The following is a 16,488-nucleotide window of genomic DNA, read 5'->3' as shown; positions in this document are numbered from 1 at the left end:
CAGATGACCAACCGTCTCGACGGCCGAGTGGCCGTGATCACCGGTGCCGGCAGCGGAATCGGCCTGGCCAGCGCCCGCCGCCTGGCGAGCGAGGGAGCCAAGGTCGTCTGCGTCGACCTGGACGAGCTGAGCGGCAAGGCCGCCGCCGATGAGGTCGACGGCCTCTTCGTGAAAGCCGATGTGACCAAGGAGGCGCAGGTCAAGGCGATGTACGAGGCGGCCGTGGCCGAGTACGGCAGCGTGGACATCGCCTTCAACAACGCCGGCATCTCGCCGCCCGAGGACGACTCGATCCTGACCACCGGCCTGGAAGCCTGGAGGAAGGTCCAGGAGGTCAACCTGACCAGCGTCTACCTCTGCTGCAAGTACGCGATCCCGCACATGCAGCGCGCGGGCAAGGGCTCGATCATCAACACCGCCTCGTTCGTCGCGGTGATGGGCGCGGCCACCTCGCAGATCTCCTACAGCGCCTCCAAGGGCGGTGTGCTGGCGATGTCGCGCGAGCTGGGCGTGCAGTTCGCCCGCGAGGGGATCCGGGTGAACGCGCTCTGCCCGGGGCCGGTGAACACCCCGCTGCTCCAGGAGCTGTTCGCCAAGGACCCCGAGCGCGCGGCCCGCCGCCTGGTGCACATCCCGCTGGGCCGGTTCGCCGAGCCGAGCGAGATCGCCGCCGCCGTGGCCTTCCTGGCCAGCGACGACTCCTCGTTCATGACCGCGAACACCTTCCTGGTGGACGGCGGCATCTCGGGCGCGTATGTGACTCCCCAGTAGTAAGGACGCCCGCAGCGCCGCGCCGCACCCGCCCCCGGGTGCCGCGCGGCGCTGCGGCATGCTTGCGGGGTGCAGGGCACACGGCGTTAACTAGCAACGGTAGTTAAACGGCCCGGCCACGAGGAGAGGACCACCCGTGCAGCAGCATGCGGACCAGTACATCGATGGCGGATGGCGGCCGAGCCTCGGCGGCGAGCCGCTGGCGGTGGTCAACCCCGCCACCGAGCAGGTCATCGCCACGGTCCCGGCCGGCACCCCCGCCGACGTCGAGGCCGCCGTGGCCGCCGCTCGCTCCGCCGCCCGTGCCTGGGGAGCCACCACCCGCGAGGAGCGGCTGGCCCCGCTCACCCGGCTGCGCGACGGCCTGGCCGCCCGCCAGCAGGAGATCGCCGAGACGGTCAGCGCCGAGCAGGGCAGCCCGATCGGCTTCGCCGCCGCGGTGCAGGCCGGATTGCCGCTCGCGGTCGCCTCCTCCTACCTGGAGCTGCTGGCCGGCTACGAGTTCCAGGAGCAGGTGGGCAACTCCACCGTCTTCGCCGAGCCGGCCGGCGTGGTCGCCGCCATCACCCCGTGGAACTACCCGCTGCACCAGATCGTCGCCAAGGTGGTCCCGGCGCTCGCCGCCGGCTGCACCGTGGTGCTCAAGCCCGCCGAGGACACCCCGCTGGTGGCCCGGCTGTTCGCCGAGATCGTGGCCGCGGCCGGCTTCCCGGCCGGAGTCTTCAACCTGGTCACCGGCCTGGGCACGGTGGTCGGCGCGGCCCTGGTCGCGCACCCCGAGGTGGACCTGGTCTCGTTCACCGGTTCCACGGCCGTGGGCCGGGCGATCGGCGAGGTGGCCGGGCGCGGCGTCAAGAAGGTGGCCCTGGAGCTGGGCGGCAAGTCCGCCAACGTGGTGCTGCCGGGCGCCGATCTGGCCAAGGCGGTCAACGTGAACGCCGCCAACGTCTTCGCCAACTCCGGCCAGACCTGCACCGCCTGGACCAGGCTGCTGGTCCACCAGGACCAGTACGAGGAGGCCGTCGCGCTGGCCGCGAAGGCCGCCGCCAAGTACGCGCCCGGCGACCCGTCCGCGCCGCAGACCCGGATGGGCCCGGTGGTCAGCGCCAAGCAGCGCGAGCGGGTGCGCGGTTACATCGAGAGCGGACTGGCGCAGGGCGCCCGGCTGGTGGTCGGCGGCGCCGAGGCGCCGGCCGAACTGCCCACCGGCTACTACGTCCAGCCCACCGTGCTCGCCGACGTCACGCCCGACATGACGGTCGCGCAGGAGGAGATCTTCGGCCCGGTGCTGTCGATCCTCGCCTACCGGGACGAGGAGCACGCCCTGGAGATCGCCAACGGGACCGAGTACGGCCTGGCGGGCGGCGTCTGGGCGGGGGACCAGGAGAGCGCGGTCGCCTTCGCCCGCCGGATGGACGCCGGCCAGGTGCACATCAACGGCGGGCAGTTCAACCCGCTGGCGCCGTTCGGCGGCTACAAGTCCTCCGGAGTCGGGCGCGAGTTGGGCCGGCACGGGCTGGAGGAGTTCCTGCAGACCAAGTCGCTGCAGCTCTGAGACCCCGCCGACTACCGAGAGGCTGCTTTGACTACTGAAAGGAAGGCCATGGTTCGCGCCGCCCTGCTCACCGCCGTCGACGCTCCGCTGGAGCTGACCGAGATCGAGTTGCCCGAGCCCGGGCCCGGCCAGGTCCGGGTCAAGCTGGCGGCCGCCGGCGTCTGCCACTCCGACCTGTCGCTCGCCACCGGCGTGCTGCGGGCCCCCACCCCCGTGATCCTCGGCCACGAGGGCGCGGGCACGGTGGCCGCCGTCGGCGAGGGTGTCAGCACCGTCCGGGTCGGCGACCCGGTGGTGCTCAACTGGGCTCCCGCCTGCGGCGCCTGCCACCTCTGCGGGCTCGGCGAGCCGTGGCTGTGCGAGCGCGCGGGCGCGGCCTACGGCGAGACCTACGCGGCGCTCGCGGACGGCACCGGCGTCTACCCCGGGCTCGGCGTCGCGGCCTTCGCCGAGGAGACGCTGGTCAACGAGCGCGCCCTGCTGCCGCTGCCGGACGGCGTGCCGCTCACCTCGGCCGCGCTGCTCGGCTGCGCCGTGCTCACCGGCTACGGGGCGGTGCACAACGCGGCCCGGGTCCGGGCCGGCGAGTCGGTGGTGGTCATCGGGCTGGGCGGGGTGGGCCTGGCGGTGCTGCAGGCGGCCCGGATCGCCGGCGCGGGACCGATCATCGCGGTGGACGTCAGCCCGCAGAAGGAGGAGCTGGCCCGGCGCCACGGCGCCACCGAGTTCCTCCTGGCGGACGATCAGCTCTCGCGCACCGTACGGAAGTTGACGGATGGTCATGGTGCGGACCAGGCCTTCGAATGCGTCGGCCGGGGCAGCACCATCCGGGCCGCCTGGTCCACCACCCGGCGCGGCGGGCGGACCACGGTGGTCGGCATCGGCGGCAAGGACGACCTGGTCTCCTTCTCCTCCCTGGAGCTGTTCCACTTCGCCCGGACGCTGAGCGCCTGCGTGTACGGCAACAGCGACCCGGCGAGGGACGTCCCGCTGCTCGCCGAACACGTGCGCGCCGGGCGGCTCGACCTGGAGGCGCTGATCACCGACCGGATCACGCTGGACGAGATCCCCGCCGCGTTCGAGCGGATGCGGGCAGGTCAGGGCGGTCGCTCCCTGGTGGTGTTCTGAGCTACCCGGCGGTACGACCGTCCATCTTGGACCATTGCGAAGGCTCTGGCACACTGTCGCTGTCGGCTGACGAACCGTCATAGCGATCAGGACTGGGGAACTGGGCATGTGGGGTCGGGGGACCGAGCTCGGTGGGCGTTACACGCTCACCGAGCGGCTCGGCGGCGGGGCGATGGGGGAGGTCTGGCGGGGCGAGGACGGGGTGCTCGGTCGTCAGGTCGCGGTGAAGATCCTGCTGCCCGCGTTGCTGGACGATGCGACGTTCATGGAGCGGTTCAGGCGTGAGGCCAGGCTGCTGGCCTCGATCAACCACCCGGGCATCGTCGAGGTGCACGACTACGGCGAGAGCGGCGAGGACGCGCAGGACCGGGTCGCGTACATCGTCATGGAGCTGATCACCGGCCGACCGCTGGACGTCGTCCTCGAGGAGAGCGGCCCGCTGCCGGTCGACCGGGCGCTGGGCATCGTCGCCCAGGCGCTCGACGCGCTGCACGCCGCCCATCAACGGGGCATCGTGCACCGCGACATCAAGCCGTCCAACCTGATGCTGCGGGAGGACGGCCGGGTCGCGGTGACCGACTTCGGCATCGCCAGCGCCGTCGCCGGGACGAAGATCACCTCCTCCGACGCGATCCTCGGCACCGCGCTCTACGTCGCCCCCGAGCGCGCCGAGGGGGCCGCGTCCAACCCGGCCTCCGACCTCTACTCGATCGGCGTGCTCTGCTACGAGATGCTCATCGGGAAGCCGCCGTTCACCGGGGAGACGGCGCTGGAGATCGTGCTCAAGCACGTCCGGGAGCCCGCGCCCGCGCTGCCCGACAGCTTCGGTCGGCCGGTGCGCGACCTGGTGGCCACCGCGCTCGCCAAGCTGCCCGGGGAGCGGTTCGCCAACGCCGCGGAGATGGCGGCGGTGGTGCGGGGCGCGGCGCAGGGGGCGCCGGTCGCGGAGGCGATCGCCTCCCGGACGACACCGCTGGTCGCCGCCCGGCCCGCGGCGGCGGTCGCCCCGGTCGCGGTTGCCCCGGCTGCGGTGGCGGCGGTTGCCCCGGCCGCGGTGGAGCCGGCGGCCGCCGAGAAGGAGACGCAGCCTGTCGTGTCGTCGCGGCAGCCGTGGATCCGGCGTCGCTTCGTGCTGCCCGTGCTGATCCCGTGCGGCGTCACCGTGGTCGTCGGTTCGGCCCTGCTGATCGACCAGACCCCGTTCAGCTCCAACGCGGCCACCGCGCCCTCGCGCCCGCCCGCCGCGGCCGCTGCCGGCTCACCGGCCGCCGCCGTGGGGCCGGGGGCACCCGCCGCCTCGGCGTCAGGTGCGGCGCCCTCGGGCTCCGCGTCGCTGAGTGCGTCCGCTTCGGCGTCCTCCGGCAACTCGTCGGCCCCGCCCGCCGGTTCACCTGCCGGCTCTCCGGGAGCGGCGGTGCCACCCCCGCCGGGCGGCGGCGGTACGCCCCGCAGTGGCGGCGGCAACTCCGGTGGCAGCGGCTCGGGCGCCGGCTCCAACGGTGGCTCGACCAGCGGCTCAGGCTCGGCCCCGGGTGGCGGCAACTCCGGCTCCACGAACGGCGGTTCGACGCAGCCCCCGCCGCCCACCCAGCCCGCCCCCAACCCGCCGCCCAGCTCCGTCCCGCCCAGCTCTGCCCCGCCCGCCGGCTGCGGCGCGTCGAGCGCCATCGTCAACGTCGGCGACGGTCTCAAGGTCGGCCTCGCCGACGGCAACCCCTCGGGCACCGGCACGGTGGTCATGGGCGGGAGCACCCAGTACGGCTGGGTGCGCAGTGCCGACCAGACCTGGTCCGTCTTCCACGCCTGCAACATGAACGACAGCATTCTGGGCGTGGCGTACTACCCCGGAACCAGCGCTCAACTCATCGCCCAGTCCGGCGGCGGGATGGCGGACTGGACGATCGTCGGCGCGCCGACCGGTGTCAACATCAAGGACTACCTGGGGCAGAACTGCCTGACCGACAACGGCGCCGGCCACCAGCTCACGCTGAACGCCTGCACCCCGGGCGACGCCTCCCAGGAGTGGCGGATCCCCTGACGTTCAGGGCCCGGGCACGACCGCCCGGGCCCCGCCGGCGTCAGCCCGCCAGCGCCGCCCGGCCCGCCAGGACGACCTTGGTCTGCTCGGCCACCCGGCGACCCAGGTGCTCGGCGGTGGCGATGTCCGACTTGTGCACGCCCTCGACGCCCTGGTCGTTGTTGGACTGGGCACCGGCCCCGAGGAAGAAGCCGAGGCGGTTGAGGTCGTTCTCCGAACCGGTGCTGACGTTCCAGCCCGGCATCAGGCCCAGGTTGATCCAGGTCATGCCGTGCTGGGCCGCGAAGATGCTCAGGTACTGCAGGGTGGCGAGCTTGTCGCCGCTCTTGGAGCCGGAGTTGGTGAAGCCGGCCGCCAGCTTGTCCTGCCACGCGGAGGCGAACCAGCGCTTGGTGCTGGCCTCGGCGAAGGTGTGGAAGGCGGCGGAGGCACTGCCCAGGTAGGTGGGCGAGCCGAAGACGATCGCGTCCGAGGCGTCCAGCAGCTCCCACTGGGCTTCGGTGATCTCGTCGACCTTGATCAGGTGGACGGTGGCGCCGGACTCCAGCGCGCCGGTCCGGACGGCCTCGGCGATGACGGCGGTGTGGCCGAAACCGGAGTGGACGGCGATGGAGATGACGGGGCTGGTCACAGTGGTGCTCCCGAGTGGTTGCGGTGCGATTCGGTAAGTGCTGGTGAAAGGTAAGCACTGTCATTTGGAAAGCGCAACCCAGTCCGCAGCGCTGTACTCGCGTACACTGCCGCTATGACGACCGAAAGCGCTGCCGGGAGCCCGGGTGGGCACCACGCGGACGACCTGCCCTACAGCGTGTTCGGGCGCGCCTGCCCGTCGCGGCACGTGCTGAAGGACATCACCCACGCCTGGGGCAGCCTGACCCTCGCGGCGCTGCTGGACGGCACGATCCGCTTCAACGAGCTGCGCCGCCGGGTCGACGGGGTGAGCGAGAAGATGCTGTCCCAGACCCTCCAGGCGCTGGAGCGCGACGGGTTGGTGCACCGCAAGGCCCAGCTGACCAATCCGCCGCGGGTCGACTACTGCCTCACCGCGACCGGGCGCGAGGTCGCCGAGCAGCTGCAGGTGCTGATCGCGCTGGTCGAGGAGCGGATGCCCCAGGTGCTGGAGGCGCAGCAGCGGTACGACGAGACCCGTGGCTGAGCGGCCCTCGGATGATGTTTTGAAACTAGTTGCATAGAGCCGGTCCTCACCCCTACCGTTGAGTAACAACACTCGCGCGAGGAGAGTCCCGGATGACCGCCTACCCCCACCTGCTGCGCCCGCTCGACCTGGGCTTCACCACGCTGCCCAACCGGGTGCTGATGGGCTCGATGCACGTGGGCCTGGAGGAGGCGCCGAACGGCTTCGAGCGGATGGCCGAGTTCTACGCCACCCGGGCCCGTGGCGGGGTCGGCCTGATCGTCACCGGCGGCATCGCGCCGAACGAGGCCGGGCGGCCCTGGAGCGGCGGCGCCAAGCTCACCACCCCCGAGGAGGCGGCCGAGCACCGCGTCATCACCGAGGCCGTGCACGCCGCCGGTGGCAAGATCGCCATGCAGATCCTGCACTTCGGCCGCTACGCCTACCACGAGGACCTGGTGGCCCCGAGCGCGATCCAGGCGCCGATCAGCCCGTTCGTGCCGCACGCCCTCACCGAGGAGCAGATCGAGCAGACCATCGAGGACTTCGCCCGCGCCGCCGAACTCGCCCAGCGGGCCGGCTACGACGGCGTCGAGATCATGGGCTCCGAGGGCTACCTGATCAACGAGTTCATCGCCGCGCCCACCAACCAGCGTGACGACGCCTGGGGTGGCGACTACCGGAACCGGATGCGGTTCCCGGTGGAGATCGTCCGCCGGGTGCGCGAGCGGGTCGGCGCGGAGTTCATCCTGATCTACCGCCTCTCGATGCTCGACCTGATCCCCGGCGGCTCCACCCTGGCCGAGGTGATCGAGCTGGCCCAGGCCGTCGAGGCGGCCGGCGCCACCATCATCAACACCGGCATCGGCTGGCACGAGGCGCGCATCCCCACCATCGCCACCTCGGTGCCGCGCGGTGCCTTCGCCCGGTTCACCAAGAAGGTGATGGGCTCGGTCTCGATCCCGCTGGTCACCACCAACCGGATCAACACCCCGGAGCTGGCCGAGGAGTTGCTCGCCGACGGCTACGCGGACCTGATCTCGATGGCCCGCCCGCTGCTCGCCGACCCCGACTTCGTCGCCAAGGCGGCGGCCGGCACCCCCGAGGCCGTCAACACCTGCATCGGCTGCAACCAGGCCTGCCTCGACCACACCTTCAGCATGAAGATCACCTCCTGCCTGGTGAACCCGCGGGCTTGCCACGAGACCGAGCTGGTGCTGGCCCCGACCCGGCTGCGCAAGCGCCTGGGCGTGGTCGGCGCCGGCCCCGCCGGGCTCGCCTTCGCGGTCACCGCGGCCGAGCGCGGCCACGCCGTCACGCTCTTCGACGCGGCCGAGGAGGTCGGCGGGCAGCTGAACATCGCCCGCCGGATCCCGGGCAAGGAGGAGTTCAACGAGACCCTGCGGTACTACCGCCACCAGCTGACGGAGCGTCAGGTCGAGCTGCGGCTGGGCACCTTGGTCACTGCCGAGAGCCTGGCCGCGGAGGGCTTCGACGAGGTGGTGCTGGCCACCGGCGTCACCCCGCGCACGCCCGAGATCGAGGGCAGCGACCACCCGAGCGTGCTCGACTACCTGGACGTGCTGCGTGACCAGGCGCCGGTGGGCGAGCGGGTGGCGATCGTCGGCGCCGGCGGGATCGGCTTCGATGTCGCCGAGTACCTCACCGACCCGGGCACCTCGGCCAGCCAGGACCCGGCCGCCTTCTTCGCGCAGTGGGGTGTGGACACCGAGCACGCCGGCGCCGGTGGCCTGCGCAAGCCGGAGCGCCCCGAGACCAAGCGTGCGGTGCACCTGCTGCAGCGCAAGACCAGCAAGGTCGGTGCTGGGCTGGGCAAGACCACCGGCTGGATCCACCGCACCGAGCTGAAGCACCGTGGTGTGGCCATGGTCGCCGGCGTGGACTACCAGCGGATCGACGACGCCGGCCTGCACCTGACGGTGGACGGCGAGCCGCAGCTGCTCCCGGTGGACACGGTGGTGCTCTGCGCGGGCCAGGAGCCGCGCCGTGACCTGGTCGAGGGCCTGCGCGAGCGGGGCATCGAGCCGCACCTGATCGGCGGCGCGGACGTGGCGGCCGAGCTGGACGCCAAGCGCGCCATCGACCAGGGCACCCGCCTGGCGGCCGCGCTCTGATCACCCGCAACGGGCGGGACCGGCGCCCTAGGGCCTGTACGGCGGATCTTTTCGGATGAGCCCGCGGCGTTGGGCGCCCGGCTGGGCGTGCGCCCGAGTCGTCCTCGTACTGGACGTACTTGGGCGAGTCGGGCGTGCGTCCAGCCGGGATGCCCGGCGTCGCGGGCCCGGAAAGATCCGCCGTACAGGCCCTAGGGTCTGCCGGACAGGTCCTAGGATGCCCAGCAGTACCGTCGCGCACCCAGGAGACCGGTCCCGCCATGTCGCTGCCGCACGCCATCCTCACCGCCCTGCTGGAGAAGCCTTCCTCCGGGCTGGAGTTGACGCGCCGCTTCGACAAGTCGATCGGCTTCTTCTGGTCCGCCACGCACCAGCAGATCTACCGTGAGCTGGGCAAGTTGGAGCAGGCCGGGCTGATCCGGGCGATTCCGCAGCCGCCCAGCCGGGGCCGGCGCAAGGAGTACGAGGTGCTGGCGGCCGGCCGGGCGGCGCTGGTCGACTGGGTGGCCGAGAGTCAGGACCCGAAGGCCGTCCGCGAGCCGCTGCTGCTGCGGTTGCGGGCGGCCGCCGTGGTCGGCGCGCCTGGCTTGCGGGCCGAGCTGGAGCGTCATCTCGCCCTGCACGAGCGGCAGCTGACGGACTATCTGGCGATCGAGCAGAAGGACTTCCCGGCCGAGCCGGCGGGCGAGCAGAACCGGCTGCAGCACCTGGTGCTGCGGGCGGGCATCGGGCTGGAGACCTTCTGGATCCAGTGGCTCACCGAGGCGCTGGCCGAACTGCCGGACACCGCACGGCCGTGACGGCCCGCGGCGGCGGTCAAGTGGAACCGCTCCCAAGGGCGGTGGCGCCCGGTCGGCGATCAGGACGGCCTGCCACAATGGCCCGGTTCCGCCCCGTGACCGTCGCCCGAGGTGATCGATGAGCTCCACCGCACAACGCCGCCCCGGCGCGCACCGCCCCACCCTGGAGGAGGTGGCCGTGCTGGCCGGTGTCGGCCGGGGCACCGTGTCCCGGGTGGTCAACGGCTCGCCCCGGGTCAGCGACCGGACCAGGGCCGTCGTGGAGCAGGCGGTGGCCGAACTCGGCTACGTGCCCAACCGGGCCGCCCGCACCCTGGTCACCTCGCGTGCCGACGCGATCGCCCTGGTGGTGCCCGAGACCGAGACCCGGCTCTTCTCCGAGCCGTACTTCGCCGACATCATCAGCGGTGTCTGCGCGGAACTGGCCGACTCGGAGCTGCAGTTGCTGCTCGTCCTGGTCCGCGACCAGCGCGAGCGCGACCGGCTCTCGGCGTACCTGCGGGCCCAACGGGTGGACGGTGTGCTGCTGGTCGCCGTGCACCGCGACGACCCGCTGCCCGGCACCCTGGAGGAGCTGCGGATCCCCGTGGTGCTGGCCGGGCGGCGCGCCGACCACGAGCCGCTCAGCTACGTCGCCGCCGACAACCTGGGCGGCGCCCGGGCCGCCGTACGCCACCTGCTGGCGGGCGGGCGGGAGCGGATCGCCACCATCACCGGGCCGCTGGACATGGAGGTCGCCGAGGCCCGGCTGGCCGGCTACCGCGCCGCGCTGGCCGAGGCAGGGCGGGCGGGGTCGGACGACCTGGTGGGCCTGGCCGACTTCACCGAGCAGGGCGGCCGGGCGGCGATGCGCGAACTGCTGGACCGCGTCCCCGACCTGGACGCGGTCTTCTGTGCCTCCGACGTGCTGGCCGCCGGCGCGCTGCAGGTGCTGCGCGCGGCCGGCCGCCGGGTGCCCGAGGACGTCGCGCTGGTCGGCTTCGACGACTCGATCGTGGCCCGGCACACCGATCCGCCGCTCACCAGCGTGCGCCAGCCGACGGCGGAGTTGGGCCGCACCATGGTCCGCCTGCTGCTGGACGAGATCGCCGAACCGGGCGGCCCCAGGCACCAACTGGTGCTTGGCACCGAGCTGGTGGTGCGCGACTCCGGGTGACGCCGACGCCCGCCCTGACGCTCCGTCAGGACTACTGCGAGCCCTGCTCGGTGTCCTGATCCGGGGTGAACTGCCCGCTCAGGTCGGGAACCGTGGCCAGCACGGTCGGCGAGACCACGGCGAGCGCGTCGGTCGGGTTGACGGTGGCCCGGGCCGGCGCGGCCACCTCGATGTAGGCGGCGCGCAGCGTGGTGGTGAAGCGGTAGCCGCCGTGGCCGTCCTGCTCCAGGTACCACTGCAGGTTGTCGACGTTCGGTCCGGTCGACATCTGGTTCGCCACGCTGTTCAGCGAGGTGGGCCGGGCCACCCCGCAGCGCAGCACGGTGCGGGGTGAGGTCTGCCAGACGGCGACGTACGGCGAGCCGGCCGGGTCGGCCCGCGGGTGGCCGAGCAGGGTCGGCGGCAGTGCCTTGATCAACGCGGCACAGAAGCCGGAGACCGCGGCCGCGGGCTTGGGCGCGGTGACCGGCGGCTGGTACGTGCCGTCGGTCATCAGCACCGCGCCGGTGCAGGCGAGCAGTACCAGCGGCGCCGCGAGCCAGCGGACCGGCGCGGGCAAGGCCTGCAGGGCGCGCCGAGCGCGCTGGGTATGGGACACCGGGAGATGGTAACCGGCGCTCATGAGGCCCGGGCCGTTCGGGTGCGCTCCTCGGTCCCGGTGGCTCGGCCCCGCTGATCGCCTCAGTCCTGGCGGATCGCCGAGACGTCGAACTCCAGCGTCACCTTGTCGCCGACCAGCACGCCGCCGCCCTCCAGCGAGGCGTTCCAGGTGATGCCGTAGTCCTTGCGGCTGATCGTGGTGGAGCCCTCGAAGCCCACCCGAAGGTTGCCGTACGGGTCCCGGGCGCTGCCGTCGAACTCGACCTCCAGGCCGATCGGGCGGGTCACGTCCTTGACCGTGAGGTTGCCGTTGAGCCGGTAGCGGTCGCCGCCCAGCGCCTCGATGCCGGTCGAGCTGAAGAGGATGTCGGGGAACTTCGGCGCGTCCAGGAAGTCGTTGGTGCGCAGGTGACCGTCGCGCTGCTCGTTGCCGGTGTCGATGCTGGCGGTCTTGATGGTCACGGTCACGCTCGACTTGGTGGGATCGGATCCGTCGAGGTGTGCCCGGCCCTCGAACTCCTTGAAGAAGCCGCGAACCTTGGTGACCATCGCGTGCCGGGCCGAGAAGCCGATCCTGGTGTGGGCGGGGTCCAGGACGTACTCGCCGGTCAGCTCGGTGAGCGGGGTGTTGCTCATGGTTCCTCCAGATCAGTCCGAGTCACACCGGGGCGCACCGGAGCGGCGGCCCCGGCACCACGGTAGGTGCGGACCCGCTCCGGGTGGCCACGGCGCGCGGGACCGAACGGACTCAGCGGCGGCGTCGGGTCGGCTCCGACGGCTCGTCGGGCTCCGGCTCGCCCGGGGCGGGCCCGGTGGGGTCGGGACCCGGCACCGGGGGCCTGGGCGCGGGCGGCCCCGGCACGGGCGGCAGCGGCTCCGGCGGGATCGGCGAATGCGGGGGAGCGGCGTCCGGATCGGCAGGGAACGGGATGCTCATGATCCTCACCTCGCCCCCCGCCTACCCGGCCGGCGGCCGCTCAACCGCGCCACAGGGCCCCCGTGGATTCGCCGTCGCACGGGGGCCCGGAGCCGGGCGGGCCGGATCAGCTCAGGTGGAACGAGGTGTCGTCGATCAGGAACGCGGTCTGCGCGCTCCCGGTCACGTGCGAGGTGAACTTCACGATCACCGTCGAACCGAACTCCGAAGCCACGTACGGCGTCAGGTCGATCGAGACCGGCACGTAGCCGTTGGTCGCGTCCAGGTTCGACCAGTTCTTCAGCACCGCGATCTGCTTGCCCGAGTACTGGTCGTCCAGCTCCAGGCTCAGCGTGTCCTGAGCCTGCGCCGAGGTGTTCGTCGAGTCCACGTGCAGCCAGAACGAGAGGCTCGCCCGGGTGTAGCCCGGGGTGGTCTCCACGCCCTGGGAGAGCGAGTCGTCGGTGGCGGCACTGTGGCCGAGCCAGGCGTAGCCCTGGCCCGAGCGCGGCTGGTGGGCGGTGGACTGGGTGATGATGCCGGGCGCGGACTGGGTCCACCAGCCGGGGTAGTTGCCCTTGACATCGGTGGGCACCTCGAAGCCGGGGTCGACGATCTGCTCGATGCCCAGGCAGCCGTACTCACCGGTGGTGAAGAAGCCGTACCAGAAGCGGGTGCTCGCCTGGTTGCCCGCGTCGTCCCGGACCGTCACCGTCACGTCGTGGTAGCCGCGGTCGTCGGTGCGGCCGCGGATCACACCGGTGCGCGGGTCGATGCGCAGACCGTGCGGCAGGCCGTCGGCGCGGTAGCGCAGCTTGCCCGACGCGGTGTCGGCGGCGATCACCGGCAGCTCCACCTGCTTGCCCGGTGGCGCGGTGCGGTCGCACATGGTGCTCACCACCAGTGGCTGATTCGCCTCCACCGGGTGCGAGCCCGAGCAGGTGTGCTGGTCGTTGGACCAGGTGGTCTGCACGGCGAAGGCGCCGGTGGACAGCTGCAGGTTGAACAGCCCGCCGGGGGTGCCTTCGGTGATCCAGGCGCACTTGTCGCCGTTCTCCTGCCCTGCCGGGTCGATCCAACCGCCCATCGCGTTCTGGTCGGTGAGGGTCTCGGCGTACTCGTGGCCGCCGAGGATCGACCAGCCGTCCAGCCGCCCGCGCGGTCCGGGGTTGATCCAGTTGGTGCCGCAGTACTTGTAGTCGGTCAGGTACGGCATCAGCGTGTAGGCCAGCGTGCCGTACGAGGAGCGCTCGAAGGTGTGCCAGGCGCACCAGCTGTTCAGCTCGTGCCAGCTGTCCGGGTCCGAGCCCTTGGCGGTGGTCACCACGTACTGCACGTTGCGGTTCTGTGCCTCGCTGGTGTTGCCGAAGTGCTTGGCCGCCGCGGCCGCCTCGGCGGCGATCTGCGGCTCGGTGGCCCGGTCGGGCGCGGCGGCGGAGTTGTCCACCCAGACGCCCGCGAGCGTGCCGCCGGCCTGCGGATAGCCGACGTGCGAGGCGTTCGCCGGGCAACTGCCGCTGCCGCTCGCCACGTTCTCGCAGTACTGGGTCAGCACCCCGCTCCACGCGTCGCCGTTGCTGCCCAGGCCCTTGAAGAAGTCCTGCTGGTACGGTGCGGCGCTGTCCGGGTCGTTGGAGAGCGTGGTGTCGCCGCTGGCGTCCGTGCCGGCCGTGCCCCACTGGGATCCCCAGTAGATCACGTAGACCTTGGGCGGCCCCGAGGTCACGCCCACCGAGTCCTGGCCGCCGCGGTAGGCCAGGTTCGGCTGGCCGTTGTTGACCGGGACGATGGTGTGGCCGGGCGCCGGGTCGGCGTTCGGGCGCGGGTCGCCGGTGCTGGGGCCGGTGGCGGCGCCGGTGGGCGCGCTGGCGGCGGCGTGCGGGTGGCCCGGCTGGATCTGCACCCAACTGCCATGGGTCTGCACCCAGCCTGCCGAGGCCGGATGCGGGTCGGCGGCCTGCTGGGTGCTGTCGGCCTGTGCTGCGGTGGCGGCGGTTCCCAGAGCTCCGGTGAGGGCCAGCCCGAGGGCGAGCAGCGCGGAGCCGAAGAGCCTCCGCCCGCGTGGCGCGCCCGTGGGGAGTGCGGTCACAAGAATTCCCTTCTCGGTGTGCGGTGAAGGCGGCGGCCCCCACCGGTCCGGTCGGCGGACGCTGTACCATTGCACATGTCACACGGTTTTAATCCCAGGGCTGCTGATAAAGCTTCAGTAAAGTCCTTCGGAGCCGCCGGACCTGAGCACACGTCAGCTGTGGCGCGACCGGCTGCCGAACCTGCGGGACCTGGGCTGAGCCGCGCCGACCCGATCGGGCAGGATGGCGGTGGCGGGTCGAGACGGAAGGTCGGGTGGGGGCGTTGCGCAGGTACGGGCGTGCGGTGGTCGGCGTGGTCGCGGTGCTGGCCTTCGGGATCGTGGTGCACGGCGTGCACGGCGGCGGCCAGGGCACCGCCGGGGCGGCCCACCCGAGCGCCGCCACCACCGCGCCGCCCGGCGCCGCGAGCCCCGGCGGGTCGCCCGCAGCGTCCCCGTCCGCCGACGCCTACGCTCCTGCCCGCTTCGCCGCCCAGGTCCGCAGCCGGGCCGGCCAGGCCGGGATCGACCCCCAGCTGCTGATGGCGATCCTCTACAACGAGTCCTACAAGCCGCACGACCCGGCCGTCGAGCGGGCCTGGCAGCAGCTCAAACCGGACGCGGCGTTCGGCATCGCCAACATGCACAAGGCCGCCTTCGACGACACCAAGGTCGGCCGTGACTTCGCCGGGCGCCGCTGGGAGGAACTGCCCGACGACCCTGACCTGGCGATCGAGGCGGCCGCCTGGTTCCTGCACGACCTGGCCGCCCAGCTGCCCGCGCACCCGGCCGCCGCCCTCGACAAGGACGAGCTGCTGGCCCTCGGCTACAACGCCGGAGCCGGCAACATGCTCGCCATCGCCCGCGGCACCTCGCCCGGCCCGGCCGCCCGCTCCTACCTGGACGAGCTGCACGCCAACTGGGCCAAGGCGGCCACCGCGCTCGCCCAGTAGGCCCCCTGGCCCTGACGCACCATCAAGAGAGTGACACTGCCTCCCGTTCGGCGCAGTCCGGCTGGTGGTGGCCATCTCCGGCTTCACAGACTCGAAGCCGGGGGTGACCGGACCACTGGAGGCATCCTCATGAGAATCGTTCTGCGCCGGGCGGCCATCGCCACCACCATCCTCGGCCTCGCCGTCGGGGCGAGTGCCTGCAGCAGCGCCAAGAGCTCCGGCAGCAGCGCGGGTGCCAGCAGCTCGACGTCCGCCATCAAGATCGGCCTGCTGCTGCCGGAGACCAAGACCACCCGGTACGAGCAGTTCGACAAGCCGCTGATCGAGGCCCAGATCATGGCGCTGGACCCGAACGCGACCATCGACTACTACAACGCCAACCAGGACGCCACCACCCAGCAGACCCAGGTGGACACCGCTCTCACCAAGGGTGACCAGGTGCTGATCCTGGACGCGGTGGACGCCAAGGCGATCCAGTCCTCGGTCCAGAAGGCGCACAGCGCGGGCGTGAAGGTGGTCGCCTACGACCGGCTGGCCCAGGGGCCGGTGGACGCCTACGTCTCCTTCGACAACAACAAGGTCGGCCAGCTCCAGGGCCAGGCCCTGGTCACGGCGGTGGGCAGCAAGGCGAACAGCGGCCAGATCGTCATGATCAACGGCTCGCCCACCGACCCGAACGCCGGCGAGTTCAAGGCCGGGGCGCACAGCGTGATCGACGGCAAGCTGAAGATCGGCAAGGAGTACGACACCCCGAACTGGGACCCGAACAACGCCAACCAGGAGGCCGCCGCCGCGATCACCGCGCTGGGCGGGCAGAACGTGGTCGGCGTCTACTCGGCCAACGACGGCATGGCCGCCGGCATCGCCACCGCGCTGCAGGCCGCCAACCTGAGCGTGCCGCTGACCGGCCAGGACGCCCAGCTGGACGCGGTGCAGCGGATCCTGGCGGGTACCCAGACGATGTCGATCTACAAGCCCTACAAGCCGGAGGCCGACACCGCCGGCACCATGGCGGTCGACCTCGCCCAGGGCAAGGCGCTGTCCAGCTCGGTGGCCCCGACCACCGCGACCAGCGGCAGCGGCACCAGCGTGAAGTCCGACCTGATCACCCCGGTCGTGCTGAACAAGGACAACATCAAGACCACCGTGGTGGCCGACGGCCTGTACACCGTCCCGCAGATCTGCACGCCGCAGTACGCCGCCGACTGCACGGCGGCCGGCCTCAGCTGACCG

15 protein-coding genes are annotated in these 16,488 nt (G+C 72.2%); 10 read left to right on the top strand and 5 right to left on the bottom strand.

Features of this window, described 5'->3' with window-relative positions; genetic code table 11:
* Positions 1-3: 3 nt before the first annotated feature.
* The 4 genes from ABH937_RS10485 to ABH937_RS10470 all read left to right on the top strand — a co-directional run bounded on the left by ABH937_RS10485 (position 4) and on the right by ABH937_RS10470 (position 5,492).
* Positions 4-771: a 3-oxoacyl-ACP reductase gene (locus tag ABH937_RS10485; protein WP_280693204.1), complete on the top strand. Its 768-nt coding sequence runs from the start codon at positions 4-6 to the stop codon at positions 769-771.
* A gap of 136 nt (positions 772-907) precedes the next feature.
* A complete protein-coding gene (locus ABH937_RS10480; protein ID WP_280693205.1) occupies positions 908-2,326 on the top strand; it encodes an aldehyde dehydrogenase family protein in 1,419 nt (472 codons plus the stop codon).
* Between the two features lie 48 nt (positions 2,327-2,374).
* The gene (locus ABH937_RS10475; RefSeq protein ID WP_280693206.1) at positions 2,375-3,454 is read left to right on the top strand and encodes a Zn-dependent alcohol dehydrogenase; all 1,080 of its coding nucleotides are present in this window, start codon (positions 2,375-2,377) and stop codon (positions 3,452-3,454) included.
* Between the two features lie 106 nt (positions 3,455-3,560).
* Complete coding sequence (locus tag ABH937_RS10470) at positions 3,561-5,492, top strand: serine/threonine-protein kinase (RefSeq protein ID WP_370217994.1); 1,932 nt, start codon at positions 3,561-3,563, stop codon at positions 5,490-5,492.
* Between the two features lie 40 nt (positions 5,493-5,532).
* On the opposite strand, the gene ABH937_RS10465 is transcribed toward ABH937_RS10470, so the two are convergent.
* Positions 5,533-6,123, bottom strand: a complete 591-nt coding sequence (locus ABH937_RS10465; RefSeq protein WP_280693208.1) for a flavodoxin family protein — start codon at positions 6,121-6,123, stop codon at positions 5,533-5,535.
* A 114-nt stretch (positions 6,124-6,237) separates the two neighbouring features.
* Here ABH937_RS10465 and ABH937_RS10460 point away from each other — a divergent pair, with 114 nt between their 5' ends.
* From ABH937_RS10460 to ABH937_RS10445, 4 genes are all read left to right on the top strand, one after another.
* Complete coding sequence (locus ABH937_RS10460) at positions 6,238-6,648, top strand: helix-turn-helix domain-containing protein (protein WP_280693209.1); 411 nt, start codon at positions 6,238-6,240, stop codon at positions 6,646-6,648.
* A gap of 92 nt (positions 6,649-6,740) precedes the next feature.
* A complete protein-coding gene (locus tag ABH937_RS10455; RefSeq protein WP_280693210.1) occupies positions 6,741-8,762 on the top strand; it encodes an NADPH-dependent 2,4-dienoyl-CoA reductase in 2,022 nt (673 codons plus the stop codon).
* A gap of 260 nt (positions 8,763-9,022) precedes the next feature.
* Positions 9,023-9,562 (top strand): PadR family transcriptional regulator, encoded by a 540-nt coding sequence (locus tag ABH937_RS10450; protein ID WP_280693211.1) that lies wholly within the window; start codon positions 9,023-9,025, stop codon positions 9,560-9,562.
* 118 nt (positions 9,563-9,680) lie between these two features.
* Positions 9,681-10,718 (top strand): LacI family DNA-binding transcriptional regulator, encoded by a 1,038-nt coding sequence (locus ABH937_RS10445; RefSeq protein WP_280693212.1) that lies wholly within the window; start codon positions 9,681-9,683, stop codon positions 10,716-10,718.
* 31 nt (positions 10,719-10,749) lie between these two features.
* Here the strand turns inward: ABH937_RS10445 and ABH937_RS10440 are convergent, their stop codons facing one another.
* The 4 genes from ABH937_RS10440 to ABH937_RS10425 form a co-directional block, all read right to left on the bottom strand.
* Positions 10,750-11,316 carry a DUF3515 family protein gene (locus ABH937_RS10440; protein ID WP_280693213.1) on the bottom strand — a complete coding sequence of 189 codons (567 nt, stop codon included), beginning with the start codon at positions 11,314-11,316 and terminating at the stop codon, positions 10,750-10,752.
* A gap of 83 nt (positions 11,317-11,399) precedes the next feature.
* On the bottom strand, positions 11,400-11,954 hold the full coding sequence (locus tag ABH937_RS10435; RefSeq protein ID WP_280693214.1) for a YceI family protein: 555 nt from the start codon (positions 11,952-11,954) through the stop codon (positions 11,400-11,402).
* Positions 11,955-12,066: 112 nt separating this feature from the next.
* Positions 12,067-12,255 carry a hypothetical protein gene (locus ABH937_RS10430; RefSeq protein ID WP_280693215.1) on the bottom strand — a complete coding sequence of 63 codons (189 nt, stop codon included), beginning with the start codon at positions 12,253-12,255 and terminating at the stop codon, positions 12,067-12,069.
* 106 nt (positions 12,256-12,361) lie between these two features.
* A complete protein-coding gene (locus tag ABH937_RS10425; RefSeq protein WP_280693216.1) occupies positions 12,362-14,323 on the bottom strand; it encodes a putative Ig domain-containing protein in 1,962 nt (653 codons plus the stop codon).
* A 263-nt stretch (positions 14,324-14,586) separates the two neighbouring features.
* Between ABH937_RS10425 and ABH937_RS10420 the strand changes: the two genes are divergently transcribed.
* Both ABH937_RS10420 and ABH937_RS10415 read left to right on the top strand, forming a co-directional pair.
* Entirely contained in the window at positions 14,587-15,255 is a 669-nt protein-coding gene (locus tag ABH937_RS10420; protein ID WP_280693217.1) for a transglycosylase SLT domain-containing protein, read from the top strand.
* A 129-nt stretch (positions 15,256-15,384) separates the two neighbouring features.
* Complete coding sequence (locus ABH937_RS10415; RefSeq protein ID WP_280693218.1) at positions 15,385-16,485, top strand: sugar ABC transporter substrate-binding protein; 1,101 nt, start codon at positions 15,385-15,387, stop codon at positions 16,483-16,485.
* The last annotated feature ends 3 nt before the right edge of the window (positions 16,486-16,488 follow it).

Origin of the sequence: Kitasatospora sp. GAS1066B, from assembly GCF_041262605.1 — a bacterium.
Taxonomy (GTDB): Bacteria; Actinomycetota; Actinomycetes; order Streptomycetales; family Streptomycetaceae; genus Kitasatospora.
This window is presented reverse-complemented; position numbering and strand designations above follow the sequence as displayed.

Bases quoted from the DNA above. Each gene is read 5' to 3' on its own strand.
- ABH937_RS10435 (WP_280693214.1), bottom strand. From the start codon at position 11,954: ATGAGCAACACCCCGCTCACCGAGCTGACCGGCGAGTACGTCCTGGAC.
- ABH937_RS10415 (WP_280693218.1), top strand. From the start codon at position 15,385: ATGAGAATCGTTCTGCGCCGGGCGGCCATCGCCACCACCATCCTCGGC.
- ABH937_RS10455 (WP_280693210.1), top strand. From the start codon at position 6,741: ATGACCGCCTACCCCCACCTGCTGCGCCCGCTCGACCTGGGCTTCACC.
- ABH937_RS10485 (WP_280693204.1), top strand. From the start codon at position 4: ATGACCAACCGTCTCGACGGCCGAGTGGCCGTGATCACCGGTGCCGGC.
- ABH937_RS10430 (WP_280693215.1), bottom strand. From the start codon at position 12,255: ATGAGCATCCCGTTCCCTGCCGATCCGGACGCCGCTCCCCCGCATTCG.
- ABH937_RS10450 (WP_280693211.1), top strand. From the start codon at position 9,023: ATGTCGCTGCCGCACGCCATCCTCACCGCCCTGCTGGAGAAGCCTTCC.
- ABH937_RS10460 (WP_280693209.1), top strand. From the start codon at position 6,238: ATGACGACCGAAAGCGCTGCCGGGAGCCCGGGTGGGCACCACGCGGAC.
- ABH937_RS10475 (WP_280693206.1), top strand. From the start codon at position 2,375: ATGGTTCGCGCCGCCCTGCTCACCGCCGTCGACGCTCCGCTGGAGCTG.
- ABH937_RS10470 (WP_370217994.1), top strand. From the start codon at position 3,561: ATGTGGGGTCGGGGGACCGAGCTCGGTGGGCGTTACACGCTCACCGAG.
- ABH937_RS10445 (WP_280693212.1), top strand. From the start codon at position 9,681: ATGAGCTCCACCGCACAACGCCGCCCCGGCGCGCACCGCCCCACCCTG.